The sequence below is a fragment of the Streptomyces colwelliae genome, from assembly GCF_048158785.1.
Taxonomy (GTDB): domain Bacteria; phylum Actinomycetota; class Actinomycetes; order Streptomycetales; family Streptomycetaceae; genus Streptomyces.
Genome location: NZ_JBLTJC010000058.1, coordinates 1 through 13,575 on the forward strand (window position 1 = coordinate 1; position 13,575 = coordinate 13,575).

Annotated in this window: 11 protein-coding genes; 4 read left to right on the forward strand and 7 right to left on the reverse strand. The window is 69.7% G+C overall.

Annotation, left to right across the window (positions count from 1 at the left end):
- From ACNFOC_RS14815 to ACNFOC_RS14830, 4 genes are all read right to left on the reverse strand, one after another.
- Window positions 1-1,360 (reverse strand): aldehyde dehydrogenase family protein (locus ACNFOC_RS14815; RefSeq protein ID WP_416959604.1); only part of this gene is annotated, 1,360 nt, incomplete at its 3' end.
- A 62-nt stretch (window positions 1,361-1,422) separates the two neighbouring features.
- Window positions 1,423-3,144: an N-acyl-D-amino-acid deacylase family protein gene (locus tag ACNFOC_RS14820; RefSeq protein WP_416959575.1), complete on the reverse strand. Its 1,722-nt coding sequence runs from the start codon at window positions 3,142-3,144 to the stop codon at window positions 1,423-1,425.
- 128 nt (window positions 3,145-3,272) lie between these two features.
- Window positions 3,273-4,391, reverse strand: coding sequence for an LLM class flavin-dependent oxidoreductase (locus ACNFOC_RS14825; RefSeq protein ID WP_416959576.1), 1,119 nt, complete (start codon window positions 4,389-4,391; stop codon window positions 3,273-3,275).
- Window positions 4,392-4,499: 108 nt separating this feature from the next.
- Entirely contained in the window at window positions 4,500-5,276 is a 777-nt protein-coding gene (locus tag ACNFOC_RS14830; protein ID WP_416959577.1) for an SDR family NAD(P)-dependent oxidoreductase, read from the reverse strand.
- A gap of 180 nt (window positions 5,277-5,456) precedes the next feature.
- On the opposite strand from ACNFOC_RS14830, the gene ACNFOC_RS14835 reads away from it, so the two are divergent.
- Both ACNFOC_RS14835 and ACNFOC_RS14840 read left to right on the forward strand, forming a co-directional pair.
- Window positions 5,457-6,191, forward strand: a complete 735-nt coding sequence (locus ACNFOC_RS14835; protein WP_416959578.1) for a hypothetical protein — start codon at window positions 5,457-5,459, stop codon at window positions 6,189-6,191.
- A gap of 58 nt (window positions 6,192-6,249) precedes the next feature.
- Complete coding sequence (locus tag ACNFOC_RS14840; RefSeq protein WP_416959579.1) at window positions 6,250-7,044, forward strand: hypothetical protein; 795 nt, start codon at window positions 6,250-6,252, stop codon at window positions 7,042-7,044.
- A gap of 28 nt (window positions 7,045-7,072) precedes the next feature.
- On the opposite strand, the gene ACNFOC_RS14845 is transcribed toward ACNFOC_RS14840, so the two are convergent.
- From ACNFOC_RS14845 to ACNFOC_RS14855, 3 genes are all read right to left on the reverse strand, one after another.
- Window positions 7,073-7,723, reverse strand: coding sequence for a LuxR C-terminal-related transcriptional regulator (locus ACNFOC_RS14845; protein ID WP_416959580.1), 651 nt, complete (start codon window positions 7,721-7,723; stop codon window positions 7,073-7,075).
- Window positions 7,724-7,819: 96 nt separating this feature from the next.
- Window positions 7,820-8,743 (reverse strand): LLM class F420-dependent oxidoreductase, encoded by a 924-nt coding sequence (locus tag ACNFOC_RS14850; RefSeq protein WP_416959581.1) that lies wholly within the window; start codon window positions 8,741-8,743, stop codon window positions 7,820-7,822.
- Entirely contained in the window at window positions 8,740-9,984 is a 1,245-nt protein-coding gene (locus ACNFOC_RS14855; RefSeq protein ID WP_416959582.1) for an amidohydrolase family protein, read from the reverse strand. Before ACNFOC_RS14855 ends, ACNFOC_RS14850 begins: the two co-directional genes overlap by 4 nt.
- Window positions 9,985-10,194: 210 nt before the next feature.
- Here ACNFOC_RS14855 and afsR point away from each other — a divergent pair, with 210 nt between their 5' ends.
- Together afsR and ACNFOC_RS14865 are read left to right on the forward strand one after the other, a co-directional pair.
- Entirely contained in the window at window positions 10,195-13,152 is a 2,958-nt protein-coding gene (gene afsR / locus ACNFOC_RS14860; protein WP_416959583.1) for an SARP-family global regulator AfsR, read from the forward strand.
- Window positions 13,153-13,369: 217 nt separating this feature from the next.
- The gene (locus ACNFOC_RS14865; RefSeq protein WP_416959584.1) at window positions 13,370-13,567 is read left to right on the forward strand and encodes a hypothetical protein; all 198 of its coding nucleotides are present in this window, start codon (window positions 13,370-13,372) and stop codon (window positions 13,565-13,567) included.
- The last annotated feature ends 8 nt before the right edge of the window (window positions 13,568-13,575 follow it).

The window sequence follows — 13,575 nt, forward strand, 5'->3', positions numbered from 1 at the left end:
TGAAAATCCGACGCGCAGCTCCCGCACGCCAGCGAGCGGACGAGAAGTTGGCCCGGTCCAGGGACCGGATCGTCGACGGTCCGCGCCTCGACGCTCCCGGGGCCACGTCCCCGGACCACACGTAGTCGATGAGGCCGTAGTCGCTGTCGTTGGCGAGGGCGACCCCTTCCTCCTCGCCGTCGAAGGGGACGACCACGACGACCGGCCCGAAGATCTCCTCGCGGACGACCCGCATCTCGGCACCGCAGTCGGCGAGGACGGTGGGCGCGACGAGGAACCCCGGCCCGCCGGACGGCCGTTCACCACCCGCGACCACCACCGCCCCTTCCTTCCGGCCCAGTTCGACGTACGACTCGACGCGCTCCCGGTGTGCCGCCGAGATCACCGGCCCGACGACCGTGTCCGGCGAGCGCGGGTCGCCGACCTTCAACGCCCGCGCGTATCCGGCCAGTTGCTCGACCAGCCGCTCGTACACACCGCGCTGCGCCAGCACCCGCGTGGGCGCCGTACAGATCTGCCCGCTGTAGAAGGAGAACGTCGTCCCGATCCCGGACACCGCGGAGGCAAGATCCGCGTCGTCGAAGACGACAGCCGCGCCCTTCCCGCCCAGCTCCATCAACTGCCGCTTCATCCCCCGCCCGCACACCTCGGCGATCCGCTGCCCGACGGCCGTGGAACCGGTGAAGCTGACCATGTCGACGTCATCGGACTCGACCGCCGCCTCACCCACCTCCACGGACTGCCCGTTGACGACATTCACGACCCCGCGCGGCACCCCGGCCGCCTCCAGGGCCTCCGCCATCCGGTAGACGGACAACGGGTCCTGCGGCGCCGGTTTCACGACGACCGTGTTGCCCATGGCGAGGGCGGGGGCGATCTTCCCGGCGGGGTTGGCCCAGGGGTTGTTGTACGACGTGATGCAGGTGACGACACCGACCGGCTGCCGTACGGCGAGCGCGCCCATGACGGCCGCCCGCCCGAACGGTCCCGCCTCGTTGACCTGCGGCGGAATCGCCCACTCGGCGGGCTCGACGGTCGCGTACCGCCGGAACCGGGCGGCGGCGACGCCCACTTGCATGCCCCGCGCGGTCCCGGTCGTGGCGCCGGTCTCCGCCTGGGCGAGTTCGGCGTACGACACGAGCCCGCCACGGATGATGTCCGCCGCCCGCCCGAGAATCGCCGCGCGCTCCCCGGCCGGCGTACGCGACCACGCCCCGAACGCCTCCCGGGCCGCGGCGGCAGCGGCGAACACCTGCTCCCGCGAGGCTTCGGGCGCCCATCCCACGGTCTCCTCGGTGGCCGGATCGACCACGGCGTAATACCCACCGTCCGGCTCGACCCACTCCCCGCCGACGAACAACCGCTGCCCATCGGCCACTTGAGAACCGACGGCGGAGCCGCCCGCGGACCCGACTTCGGAACTCACTTCGTGCTCACCGTCCTGGTGTCCCGCCCCGACCGCAGCACCCGCCCCGGCACGGACCCGCTCACCACGTCGTCCCGGATGGCCTCGACTCCGTTGACCCACACGGCCCGTATCCCGATCGCCTTGGAGTCGAGACGCGGACTGTCGCCCGGCAGGTCGTGCACCAGGGTGGCCTTGCCGGCGTCGATCCGTTCCGGGTCGAAGAGCACCAGATCCGCATGCCACCCCTCCCTCAACCGCCCGCGCTCCCGCAGCCCGAACAACCGGGCCGGATCATCGGTCAGCATCTTCACCGCCTGCTCCAGCCCCACCAGCTTCCGCCCCCGCAGACAGTCCCCGATGAACCGGGTCGTGTACGGCGCCCCGCACATCCGGTCCAGATGCGCCCCGGCATCGGACCCCCCGAGCAACACGTCCTCGTGCTGCCAGGTCTCGGCACGCAACGCCCAGGAGGCGGGATCGTTGTCGGAGGGCATGGGCCAAAGAACCGTACGGAGTTGGTCAGCCGCACAGATCTCGACCAGACACTCGAAGGGCTCCTGCCCACGCTCGGCCGCGATGTCCTTCACGACCCGCCCGGTCAGCCCCTCGTTGGCGTCGCTGTAAGTGTCCCCGATCACATACCGCCCGAAGTTCGCGAGCCGCCGGAAGACCCCGGCCTCCTTACTGTTGGCGTTCCGCAGCATCTCGGCCCGTACGTCGGGTTCGCGCAGCCTGGCGATCCGCTCGGGCACGGGGAGGCTGAGGATCGGCCCCCACCCGGGTATCAGGTTCAGCGCGCAGAAGGTGCCGAGGGACATGTTCATCGGCGTGAGGATCGGCATGGTCAGCGCGACCACCCGCCCACCCGCCTTCCGAGCCCGCTCACTCGCGAACAGCTGCCGGGGCACGCGCTCAGGAACGGCGGCGTCGATGGTCAGCACGTTCCAGTTCAGCGGCCGCCCCGCCACCGCGCTCATCTCGACGAACAGATCGATCTCCGCGTCACTGAACTGATCCAGACACCCGGCGACGATCGCCTCGATCTGTGTCCCCTCGTGCTCCCCAACGGCCCTGGACAGCGCGATGAGTTCGGCGGGCAGCGCATGCCGGGAGGCGACGGGCTTCCCGTCACCGTCGGAGTGGGTGGACGACTGGGTGGTGGAGAACCCCCACGCCCCCGCGTCCATCGCCTCGTGCAACAGCCGTACGATCTCGGCGAGTTGCTCCTCACTCGGCTGCCCACCCACGGCATCCGCCCCCATCACATACCGCCGCAGGGCACAATGCCCCACCATGAACCCGGCGTTGACGGCGATCCGCCCTTCGAGAGCGTCCAGATACTCCCCGAAGCCACGCCAGCTCCAGGGCGCCCCCTCCTCCAGCGCGACCAGCGACATCCCCTCGACCTTGGACATCATCCGCCGCGTGTAGTCGGCGTCCTCCGGTTTCAGAGGCGCGAGGGTGAACCCACAGTTCCCGGCGGCCACGGTCGTCACCCCATGATTGAGCGAGGGCATCGCATACGGGTCCCAGAAGAGCTGAGCGTCGTAGTGGGTGTGAGGGTCGACGAACCCGGGCGCGAGGACGAGGCCGGCGGCGTCCTCCGACGTCCGGGACTCCTCAAGCACTGTCCCGATGACGGCGATCCGCCCGTCCCGGATACCGACGTCGGCGACGAAAGCAGCCGCCCCCGTCCCATCAACGACGGTGACACCTTTGATGACGTGATCGAGCACGGGTCCAGCCTCCTCAACTCCGTTATGTGCGATGCCCCTTGCTTTTAGGGGCGCGGGGCTGTGTCGATTTGCGGCTACCGCCGCGCGGGCGCGACCAGCCCCCACACACCCGCAGCCGCCGTACAACCTCAGGCTGTCTCCCGGAACCGCGTAGTCCGGTGAACAGGGTCCGTGTCGATCTTCGGAACCACGTGCTCCCCGATCAACCGAATCGTCTGCAACGTCTCCTCCTTCGGCACCCCCACCGGCAACCCGAAGGTCAACTGATCCGCCCCGGCCTGCTCCCACCGCTTGCACTGGGTGAGCACCTCGTCCGGATCCCCACAGATCAACAGCTCTTCCTCGATGAGGAGTTCGACGAACTCGGGCGTGTACTCCGGCAGCGTCTCCGGCCACACGGGGAACCCCTCGGGCCGCGGGAACGTGTCGTGGTACCGGAACACCAGCGAGGGCAGATAGTGCAGCCCGCCGTTCGTCGCGATCCGGATCGCCTCGTCATGCGTCGGCGCGCAGACGGCCGTGGTCGTCACCATCACGTTGTCGTTGACGAAGGCACCCACCGGCTCGGCGTTCACGATCGCCGTCTTGTACTGCTCCAGCACCCACTCCATGTCGGAGACCTTCTGGATGCTGAACCCGAGGACGCCCAGCCCCTTCCGCGCGGCCATGGCGTACGACGGAGGCGACCCGGCGGCGTACCACATCGCGGGGTGCGCCTTGCCGTACGGCTTGGGCAGCACCTTCCGCGGCGGCAGCTGCCAGTGCTTGCCCTGGAAGCCGACGTACTCGTCCTGGAGCCACATCTTGGGGAACTCGGCGATGGTCTCTTCCCAGATCTCCTTGGTGTAGTTCATGTCGGTCACGCCCGGTATGAACCCGAGGATCTCGTGCGAGCCGGCGCCCCGCCCACTGCCGAACTCGAAGCGGTTGCCGGTGAGATGGTCGAGCATGGCGACCTTCTCGGCGACCTTCACCGGGTGGTTGACCTGCGCGAGGGGGTTGAAGATCGCCGATCCGAGGTGGATGCGGTCCGTCGCGTGGGCGAGGTAGCCGAGGTAGACGTCGTTGGCCGAGAGGTGCGAGTACTCCTCCAGGAAGTGGTGCTCGGACGCCCAGGCGTACTTGAAGCCGGACTTGTCCGCCTGGATGACGTACTCGGTCTCCTCCATCAGCGCCTTGTGCTCGGCCAGCGGGTCGGTCTCGGCACGCTTGCCCACGTATCCCTGTACAAAGAGCCCGAATTCCAAGGAGGTTCACCGTCCCAAGTCCAGATGGTTCCTACGAGTGCTACGACTTTCTGACGCTGCGTCAGATTCGTCAATAGATGACGCCCTGTCAGATGCCGTGGAACGACGTCAGAAGACGCTGACCCCGGCCAGCCAGCCCCCGTCGATCACGAACGGCTGCCCGGTGATGTAGGACGAGTCGTCGCAGCTCAGGAAGAGCGCCAGGCGGGCGACCTCCGCCGGCTGCCCGATCCGGCCGAGCGGCACGAGCTTGCGGTACAGCTCGTCGAGGGCCCTGGACATCTCCTCGGCGTCCGCGTCCGGGTCCAGCTGGGCCGGGTTGGACATCGCGGTGTCGATCGCGCCCGGGCACATCGCGTTGACCCGGATCCTCCGGTCGGCCAGCTCCAGCGCGGCGACGCGGGTGAGCCCGAGGATGGCGTGCTTGGTGGCCGCGTACGTGCCGACGGCCGCCATCCCCGTCACCGCCGTGTACGAGGCCGTGTTGACGATCGTGCCGCCGTCCTCCATCGCCGCCGCCACGGTCTTGATCCCGAGGAAGCAGCCGACCTGGTTCACCCGCACGACCTGCATGAACTCTTCGAGGGGCGTATCCACAAGGGAGTTGAACCGCAGGATCCCCGCGTTGTTGACCAGCCCGTCGAGCCGCCCGTACGCCTCCTTGGCGGCTCCCACGGCGGCACGCCAGTCCGCCTCCTCACCGACGTCGAGATGGACGTAGGACGCGGACACGCCCAACTCCTTGGCCAGCGCCTCCCCTTGCTCGTCCAGCACATCGGCTACGACGACGCTCGCACCCTCGGCCGCGAACAGCCGCGCCTCCTGCTCCCCCTGCCCACGCGCCGCTCCGGTGACCAGAACGACACGCCCGTCCAGCTTGCCCATGCGGGCCTCCTCGGGATCGGTGGATGCAGGGCATCGTAGCGCCGTATCTGACGAAGCGTCAGATGGAGAGGAAGGGCTCCTTGCGCGAGAGGGGGGCTTGCACAAGCACACTTCAAGTGACCGCGGAGTAGGGATATTTGACCCTGGCCATACCTCCGCTTGGCTCCAACAATGCCTGTCATGGCAAAGCGGAGATTGCGCAACAGGAAAGTCAGGTACGTGGCGATCGGCGCGGCACTCGCCACCGGCGGGGTCGTCGTCGCCATGCTGCCGTCGGCGAACGCGGCCGACGCGAAGACGCCGGACCAGATCATGACCATGTGCGAGCGGTCCGCCGTGGTGAATGGCGATCAGCGGACCGTGGAGGATTTCGGCGGCGCCTTCGCGGACGGTTTCCAGGCCGACAACTGCGATTTCGTCGAGACGAATTTCGAGACCTTCGACGGTCCCACCGAAAAGGCGTCCATCGACTTCCCGAACTGCGAGCCGAACGCGACCGATCCGGCCAAGGTCTCCATCACCTGGTCGTCGACCGCGGCCCAGGGGCAGGGAAAGTACGTCTCCACCCAACAGGGCGCCGCGGGAGGCCTCTTCGGATTCCTGAGCGGGTCCTGGACCAAGCACAAGGGCACCCTCGACATGACCGTGAAGTCGGCGACTGCCGGGGACACGGAGGCGCGGGACGTGCCGGTCGGCAAGGTGCTCCACATGGAGTTCACGCCGAAGTTGCAGCGCATGACCGGTGAGTGGCGGGTGCGTATCGACGCCCGGGAACAGACCACCGTCCTGCCGGCCAGCCCGGAGCAGAACTTCGTGGCCCCGGACGTCGTCGAGGGACCCGTCATCCTGCCGGGTGCGGCGGGTGCTCCCGGTGTCGTGGACGGCACCTCGAAGGCGGTCCTGGAGGACTGCTGAGCCCCACCGCCTTCAGGAACCCGCAGCTCAACTCCCCTACACCTCGCAGGAGATACCCATGACCCGGACCGGCCGCACCAGAAGCCACCGGAGCAAGAAGAAGCGCATCACCCTCGCCCTGGCCCCCGTGGCGGCGCTCGCGGTGATCGTCCCGCTGATGAACCAGGCGAACGCCGCCACCCCCTCCGAAGTGAGCGCCGACTGCGCCGCGGACTCCGACAGGCTGGCCGACTGCGAGTTCGTGGACGTGCAGTTCAAGGCGAACAGCCTCGGGCCCAATGAACGCGTCTCCCCGGTGTCCGACAACTGCGGTTCCACGAGCACCGCGACGAAGACCTTCAACGTGAGCACATCGGTGACGAGAACCCTTCAGGTGGAGGAGGGAACCGTCACCGAGGCCGGTACGAAACTCGGTAACTCGCTCTTCGAAATCGGCCTGGAATTCAGCACGTCGACCATCAACATCACGCGTGACGACAAGACGACCACGCTGGCGTTCAGCCGGACGGACACCGTGCAGGCGGACAGCACCGCCTTCTACATGTGGTCCGCCAAGCGCACCGATGTGAGCGGATTCCTGAAGGCCACGTACAAGGAGGCACAGGACGGCCAGACGGTGTTCTTCGCGCCGAGCGAGGGCGCGGCGAGCGTGCACGTCTTCTATCCGCAGATCCTGAACAACGGAACGCCCGACGGGCGCCTTTGGCTGCGGAACGTGAAATGCGAGACCACCGCGGCCGACTCCGTCCCGAACTCCACGAAGGCCCTCCAGTCCGAGGAGGCCGGATTCGGGGAAGGCGGTGCCGGTGTCACCGATGTGGAAATACCGCTGACGGAGATCCCGGCACCCTGATCCCCGGTTCTCCCGGTTGCCCCGGTTCTCAGGTGCGAAGTACGGGCGTGGTTCCCAGCCAGCGCAGAACCGCGTCCGTACCGCTCCGGGCGTCCAGCTTGGCGTAGATGTTGCTGAGGTTGTTGCGGACGGTCTTCTCGCTCAGCCGTAATCGCTGCCCGATCTGCCGTGCGCCCAGGCCGGTCGACAGCAGCTCCATGATCTGCTGCTCGCGCGGCGAGAGCAGGCCGCGCAGCCGCTGCATCGCGTCGTCGGTCGCGGCCATCCGCCGGGCCCCTTCCCGCAGGGCGTCGCATGCCGACGGGGAGAGGTAGGTGTGCCCGACGGTGGCCGCCACCATCGCCGAGGACATCATCTGGGGGCAGTGGTCGCCCTCGACGAGATAGCCCGCCCCGGCCCGGAACACCTCGACCACCGCTTCGGTGTCCCGGCGCGGACTGACCACGACCGCCGGGACACTCCGGGTGCGCAGCACCTCCAGCAGCCCCGGGAAGGACACGGCCGGGTCCTCGCAGTGCAGCACGACGACGTCCGCCGTGGTCTCCGCCAGCCCGTGGTGGGGCGGGGGGACATGGACCACACGGTCCACGTACGGATCGTCCGGGGGCGGCCAGTCCTCGTGCGGCCAGGTGACCCCGGCGGAGGCCACGGCTACTACGAGTCGCTCGGAGGATCGCACTTCGGGGGTCCTTCCGCCGGAGCCATGACGTCCGTACGTCCGTACATACGCGGCGCGGCGTGACCGTGTTCAAACAGGTTGTGATCAGAGGGGTGTTCAGAGCAGGGGCCCCACCTCGGTCCCGAACTCGCTTATCTGATCGGTGAGTTCGATGCGGTCGCGGCAGCGGAACCGCACCTGGATCTGGTCCACGCCCATCGCCCCGTAGGCGCGGAGGGACTCGGCGAGGACCTCGGGCGCCCCGGTGAGCGTGCGGCGTCCGACCTCCCAGTCCGGTTCGCCGACGTACAGCGGCTCGGTGATGGCGCCGAAGACGAACGGCCCCTGGACGGCGGCCTCTTCGCGCAGCCGCCGGATCCGCTCGATCTGCGCGGGCAGCCGGTCCCGGGGGTCGCCCTGCGGCAGCCAGCCGTCCGCCTTGAGCGCGGCCCGGCGTACGGCGGCGGGGGACGACCCGCCGACCCAGAGGGGGACGTGTTCCTGCGCGGGGCGGGGCCGCTGCCCGAGGCCCTCGAAGTCGTACAACTTGCCGTGGTGCTCCGGGAATTCGTCCGGTCCGAGGGTCGCACGCAGCGCGTCGATCGACTCGTCGAGGACGGCCCCGCGGCGGTCGAAGTCGACCCCCAGCGCCTCGAACTCCTCCTGTACGTGCCCGGCGCCGACGCCGAGGATCAGCCGGCCTCCGCTGAGGTGGTCGAGGGTGGCGTACTGCTTGGCGGTGAGCAGCGGGTGCCGTAGGCCGACTACGGCGACATGGCTCAGCAGGCGGACGCGTTCGGTGACGCCCGCGAGGTAGGAGAGGGTGGCCACGGGGTCGTACCAGATGGTGCTCATGGCGGTGGCGAGGCGGCGCGGGACGCCGACGTGGTCGCAGCCCGCGATGTAGTCGAAGCCCGCCCGGTCGGCGGCCCTGGCGATCTCGACGAGGTCGGCGGGGCCGGCGTCGGCCTCCCAGGGCTCGGCGTAGATGGTGCTCTGGGACTGGACGGGCAGCTGCAACCCGTAGGCGGGGCCGCTCACTTGGGGCCCTCCCACAGGCCTTCGGGCGTCAGGCCCAGCAGTTCGATCGCGTTGCCTCGTACGATCCGCTCGACCACGTCCGGTGCCAGGTGGCCCATCTGCGCCTCGCCGACCTCGCGGGACTTGGGCCAGGTGGAGTCGGAGTGGGGGTAGTCGGTCTCGTAGAGGACGTTCCCGACGCCGATCGAGTCGAGGTTCTTCAGGCCGAACGCGTCGTCGAAGAAGCAGCCGTAGACGTGCTCGGTGAAGAGTTCGGACGGCGGGCGGTGGACCTTGTCGGCGACGCCGCCCCAGGCGCGGTTCTCCTCCCAGACGACGTCGGCGCGCTCCAGGATGTAGGGGATCCAGCCGATCTGGCCCTCGGCGTACATGACCTTGAGGTCGGGGAAGCGTTCGAACTTGCCGCTCATCAGCCAGTCCACCATGGAATAGCAGCAGTTGGCGAAGGTGATCGTCGATCCGACGGCGGGCGGCGCGTCCGCCGAGGTGGAGGGCATCCGGCTGCTGGAGCCGATGTGCATGGCGATGACCGTCTGCGTCTCGGCGCAGGCCTGGAGGAAGGGGTCCCAGTCGTCGGTGTGGATGGAGGGCAGGCCGAGGTGCGGGGGTATCTCGGAGAAGGCGACGGCGCGGGTGCCGCGTGCCGCGTTGCGGCGGACCTCGGCGGCGGCCAACTCCGGGTCCCACAAAGGGATGAGAGGGAGTGGTATCAGACGGCCGCTCGCGTCCGGGCCGCACCACTCCTCCACCATCCAGTCGTTGTAGGCGCGGACGCAGAGCAGCCCGAGTTCGCGGTCGGCGGCCTCGGTGAACGTCTGGCCGCAGAAGCGGGGGAAGGTGGGGAAACAGAGCGCGGACTGGACGTGGTTGACGTCCATGTCGGCGAGGCGGGCCGGTACGTCGTAGGAGCCGGGACGCATCTGCTCGTAAGTGATGACTTCGAGCTTGATCTCGTCCCTGCTGTAGCCGACGGCGGTGTCGAGGCGGGTGAGGGGGCGGTGCAGATCCTCGTAGACCCACCAGTCGCCGATGGGTCCGTCGTCGCCGGGTTCGCCCATCACGGGCTTGAACCGGCCGCCGAGGAACGTCATTTCCTTCAGGGGCGCGCGGACTATGCGAGGGCCGGTGTCCAGGTACTTCTTGGGCAGCCGGTGCTGCCAGACGTCGGCGGGCTCCACGGTGTGGTCGTCGACGGAGATGATCGGCGGAAGGGGTGTCGGGGCGGTGTCCTGGGTGTCCATGGCGCTCACGGTAGCGCCGATCTGACGACCCGTCAGCTAGCTGGATCCGGGTTCGGGGTGCTCGGTTGTGTGCGGATCTGTGCGTAGGCGATGTGAGGGGCTTGTGATATCCCGCGCGGCCACCTGTGAGCGGCGCCACCGAGAGCTGACGCATCCGCCGTGAACAAGGCAAACTGTCGTAGCTAACAGGCTTGCCTAGGGGGAACGGCGATGGACGGTGGACCGCGGGTACCGGAGCAGCGGCGCCCCGATTCCGGCTCGGAGGAGTCGACCGCGCTGCGCTTCAGCGTGCTCGGTCCGGTACGTGCCTGGCGGGGCCCTGTTTCGCTGCCCACGGGCTCTCCCCAGCAACGCGCCCTGCTGGCCGCGCTGTTGCTGCGCGAGGGCCGTACGGCGACCGCCGGGGAGCTGATCGACGCCCTGTGGGGTGACGACCCTCCGTCGCAGGCGCTGGCCGCGGTGCGGACGTACGCGTCCCGGCTGCGGAAGGCGCTCGACGCCGGGGTCCTGGTCAGCGAGTCGGGCGGGTATGCCGTACGGGGGCTGCCCGAGGGCGCGTTGGACGTGGCCGAGGTCCACGACCTGGCGAACGAGGCGGAGAAGGCGAAGTCGGCGGGTGACCTGTGCCATGCGCGGGACCTGCTGGGCCGGGCGCTGTCCCTGTGGGACGGCGAGCCGCTGGCCGGGCTGCCGGGCCCGTACGCGGAGGCGCAGCGCGTCCGCCTGGAGGAGTGGCGGCTCCAACTCCTCGAATCCCGCCTCGACATGGACCTGGAGCAGGGCTGCCACGCGGAGGCGGTCAGCGAACTCACCGCCCTCACCGCGGCCCACCCGCTCCGCGAACGCCTCCGCGAGCTGCTGATGCTCGCGCTGTACCGCTCCGGCCGCCAGGCGGAGGCCCTGGCCGTGTACGCGGACACCCGGCGCCTGCTCGCCGACGAGCTGGGCGTGGACCCGCGCCCCGGTCTGCGCGAACTCCAGAACCGCATCCTCCAGGCCGACCCGGGCCTCGCGGAGCCCTCCGCACCGGCGGCGGAGACCGTGACGGCACCGGTCCGCCCCCACCAACTCCCGGCGACGGTCCCGGACTTCACCGGCCGCGTGTCCTTCGTATCGGAACTGATCGATGTCCTGGCCTCGGCCGAGGGCCGCGTGATGGCGGTGTCGGCGCTGGCGGGCATCGGCGGCGTCGGCAAGACGACCCTCGCCGTCCACGTGGCCCACCAGGCCCGGTCCGCCTTCCCCGACGGCCAGTTGTACGTCGACCTCCAGGGCGCGGGCTCCCAGGCCGCCGAACCGGAGACCGTACTGGGCGCGTTCCTGCGGGCGTTGGGCACCGCGGACTCCGCGATACCGGACTCCCTGGAGGAACGCTCCGCGCTGTACCGGTCGGTGCTGGACGGCCGCCGGGTGCTGGTGCTGCTGGACAACGCGCGGGACGCGGCCCAGGTACGCCCCCTCCTCCCCGGCATGGAGGGCTGCGCGGCCCTGGTCACCTCCCGGGTACGGATGGTGGACCTGGCCGGAGCGCATCTCATCGACCTCGATGTGATGTCCCCCGAGGAGGCCCTCCAGCTCTTCACGAAGATCGTGGGCGCCGAACGGGTCGCCGCCGAGCGGGAGTCCGCCCTCGACGTGGTCGCCGCGTGCGGCTTCCTGCCGCTGGCGATCCGCATCGCGGCATCCCGGCTGGCGGCCCGCCGTACGTGGACGGTCTCCGTCCTCGCCGCCAAACTCGCCGACGAGCGGCGGCGGTTGGACGAACTCCAGGCCGGCGACCTCGCCGTGAAGGCCACGTTCGAGCTGGGCTACGGCCAGTTGGAGCCGGCGCAGGCGCGCGCGTTCCGCCTGCTGGGCCTCGCCGACGGGCCGGACATCTCCCTCGCGGCGGCGGCGGCGATGCTGAACCTCCCGGTGGAGGAGACCGAGGACCTGCTGGAATCCCTCGTAGACACGTCACTTGTCGAATCGGCGGCTCCGGGCCGCTACCGGTACCACGATCTGGTGCGGCTCTACGCGCGTGCGTGTGCGGAGCGCGACGAGTGGCCGCCGAGTGAACCGGCCGCCTCGCTCTCGCGGTTGCTGGACTTCTACCTGGCCACCGTCTCGGGCGTCTACCTGATCGAACGGCCCGGCGACCGGCTGGTGGACCACCTGGAGCACACCGACCAGCCAGGACTCGTCTTCCCGGACCGGCACACGGCGCAGGACTGGCTGTACGCCGAGGCGGTCTGCCTGCTGGCCTGTGTCCGGCAGGCCGCGCGGACGGGGACGCTCAGGCGGGCCGTGGACGTGCTGTGGGCGGCGTGCGACCTCGCGGAGTCGGGTACCAACTCCAAGGAGTACGAGGCCGTCGCCGCACTGCTGCGGACCACAGCGCGGGAGGCCGGGGACCCGCGTACGGAGGCACGGGCGCTGACGCTGCTGTCCTTCGTGCACCACATCTCCGGTTCCCGGTTCGACGTGGCGCTCCAAGAGGCCGAGCGGGCATCGGAGTTGGCCGAGCGGGCCGACGATCCGCTCACCGGCTGCTGGTCCTCCAACATCAGCGGCGTGGTCTCGCTCTACCAGAACCGGCACGAGGAGGGCGCCGCCCACTTCACCCGGGCCATCGAGAGCTTCCGCGCCCTCGGGGACCGCCCCGGCGAGGCGAGCGCCCTGTGCAACCTCTCGCGCATCCACCTGGCCACCTCGCGCACGGCGAGCGCGGTGGCGCTGGCCCAGCAGGGCACGGCGATGTACGACGACATGGGGCACGACCTGCGGGGCGCCAACGGCCGGTACGCGCTGGGTCTCGCGCTCACGCAGAGCGGCCAGCTGTCCGAGGCGACGGAGTGCCTCAACCAGGCGCTCCAGGTGTTCCGGGACAGCCGGCAGCGCCTGTGGGAGGGCATGACCCTGTTCCGGCTCGCCGAACTCGACCTGGCGGCACGGCGGCCCGCCCAGGCCGCGGTCAACGCCGAGGCGGCCCTGACGCTGCTGCGCGGGATCGGCGGCGAGTGGCGGCGGGGCAACGTCCTCACCGTGCTGGGCCGCGGGCTGAACGGCATCGGGCAGCCCGGCCGCGCCCAGGTGTGCTGGCGCGAGGCCCTCGACCTCTTCGAGACGCTGGGTGCGCCGGAGGCGGACGAGGTCAGGGGCCTGCTGACGCCGTCGGCCGCCGCCTGAGACCCTCGGATCCGCCCCCGCCACACGGGCGTTCATCGTTCGTTTATCGCGGTCCGACACTCTCAGCTGTGTCGGGCCGTCGCGTCGGGGGGCAGACGGAACGGCAGATGGCCGGGCATCTATGGTGAACCGGCCCTGAGGATCCGTCCGGCAGTTCTCGGGGGAGTTGCCGGGCGGATCCCGCCCAATCACCGCACGTAACAGGGGAGCCAGTGAGATGAGCGACGACAACAGCACCGACAACGTCCACGCCACGGACGAGCCGACCGCCGTGACCGCGGACAACGTGCACGCCACGATCGAGCCCGTCACGGTGAAGAACGTCCACGCGACGGGTGAGCCGATCACCGCGGTGCTCGACGAGGACACCGACGCCTCGACCGACAACGTCCACGCCACGGGCGAGCCGGTCTGACCGACCGC

Coding starts and splice junctions, on each gene's coding strand:
- ACNFOC_RS14830 (WP_416959577.1), bottom strand. CDS start 5,276: ATGGGCAAGCTGGACGGGCGTGTCGTTCTGGTCACCGGAGCGGCGCGT.
- ACNFOC_RS14835 (WP_416959578.1), top strand. CDS start 5,457: ATGGCAAAGCGGAGATTGCGCAACAGGAAAGTCAGGTACGTGGCGATC.
- ACNFOC_RS14840 (WP_416959579.1), top strand. CDS start 6,250: ATGACCCGGACCGGCCGCACCAGAAGCCACCGGAGCAAGAAGAAGCGC.
- ACNFOC_RS14855 (WP_416959582.1), bottom strand. CDS start 9,984: ATGGACACCCAGGACACCGCCCCGACACCCCTTCCGCCGATCATCTCC.
- afsR (WP_416959583.1), top strand. CDS start 10,195: ATGGACGGTGGACCGCGGGTACCGGAGCAGCGGCGCCCCGATTCCGGC.
- ACNFOC_RS14865 (WP_416959584.1), top strand. CDS start 13,370: ATGAGCGACGACAACAGCACCGACAACGTCCACGCCACGGACGAGCCG.